At 38.7% G+C, this 1609-nt stretch carries 1 protein-coding gene; it reads right to left on the reverse strand.

The window, feature by feature from the left end:
• Positions 1-139: 139 nt before the first annotated feature.
• Complete coding sequence (locus ACOT8F_RS20880; protein ID WP_421653836.1) at positions 140-1336, reverse strand: IS110 family RNA-guided transposase; 1197 nt, start codon at positions 1334-1336, stop codon at positions 140-142.
• Positions 1337-1609 lie beyond the last annotated feature (273 nt).

Below are 1609 nucleotides of genomic sequence, written 5' to 3' on the forward strand. Positions count from 1 at the left end.
ATTATACCAGCTAATATAAGTCAACACTTTTTAAGTAATAATACCAGATTAAAGATGTTATAATAAAAACATGCATGACAAAGAAACTTCAATAATGTCATTTGAAGTTTTTGTAAGTGATGTAATTATTTGTATTGGATTATGCTGTGTATTTCTGATTATGTTTTAAGATGGCATAAATCCAATGCAACAGCTTGTTGGCGCAAGCTATTATGGCTACTTTGTGAGGCTTGCCCTCACTTCTTTTTTTGTCATAATACTCTCGGAGTTTCGCATTTCGATTATTCGTTAATCCACACTGAACAGCTGTATAGAGTGTTTGGCGTAGCTTTGTAGATCCTCTCTTGGTGATGCGATTGATAGATGCTGTAAACTTCCCTGATTGGTAAATCCGAGGATCAATGCCTGCATAGGCTACTAGCTTTTTCGGGTGACTAAATTGTGTGACTGCACCTATTTCTGAGATAAGAGTAGCTGCAATTTTAGAACCGACTCCTGGGATGGACCGAAGGATCTCATATTCCTCAAACTGCCTTGCTAACTGATCAATTTCCTGCTCTAGTACGTTGAGAAACTCTCGTTGTTGAAGAAGCATTTGAATATACATTTTTAGAGTAACCAAATGGCTTTGATACAGTGTTTTCTTAAATGGATTCCGTTCTGCTGCCTCTTTTAACTTCAAGGCCTTTTCGCAAAACCAACTATATGATCTCTTTCCTCCTAGACCATGCATCTCCTTAGCTAATTCATCAGTTCGTACCTTCAACACGTCATCAGAAGTAGGATATGTGAGTAAAGTCTTTAATGATATAGGCGAATATAAATTACTAAAAACCCCTCTATATTCAGGGAAAACTTGATCAAGAATGGTTTGAAACTGTAGTTTAAGTTGAACATAATTACGTGTTAATGAATCGTGTTGTCTACTCAAATTTCTCAAGTTCATGGTTTGAACACTCTTTCGATGAAACGCTGTTAAGTCCTCTTTGTAGTACAGTTCACACAAATGTTTCGCATCAGCAGGGTCCGACTTCACTTTTCGAAGTCTACTTTTTTTCGTTTCGTAAGAAACAACGGGATTTACTAAGTAGTAGGTAATTTTTCTTTCCTCAAGATACTGTAAAATCGGTTCGTGGTAATGACCTGTAGATTCAAAAATGATGACAGGTTCAGCGTCAGCGTGTCGTTCTACCTCTTTATAAAATACATAAAAATCACACAGTCCATTAGTGTCATGCTTAAACTTAAAGGTCTTTCCAAAGGGGTGCTTTCTTGCCAGGAAAGCTTGAACTTGGCTTTCTCCTTTTGCGACATCCAGGCCAATCACTGGATCCATACTTTATCACATCTCCTCATACTAGATTTGTCGGTGGCCCCTGTCTATCTTGTAGTATCATAGCTTCGCTTGTTATGCGGGGTCTAAGCCCCAACCAGCCTCAAACATGTTTCTACAAGTAGGGGGTGGACAGTATAACGGACGGGATCTATTGATACCAATAGTCCCAAGGGCGCATGCGTCCTACCCCGACTACCTAAAGAATAGCCTATAAAAAATAGGCCAGCCAGATAAAATAACAATCTGGATGACCTTATAATACGAAAGGGCGCA

Origin of the sequence: Chryseobacillus diguaensis (assembly GCF_049220665.1) — a bacterium.
Taxonomy (GTDB): Bacteria; Bacillota; Bacilli; order Bacillales; family Bacillaceae; genus Metabacillus_B.

Bases quoted from the DNA above. Each gene is read 5' to 3' on its own strand.
- ACOT8F_RS20880 (WP_421653836.1), bottom strand. From the start codon at position 1,336: ATGGATCCAGTGATTGGCCTGGATGTCGCAAAAGGAGAAAGCCAAGTT.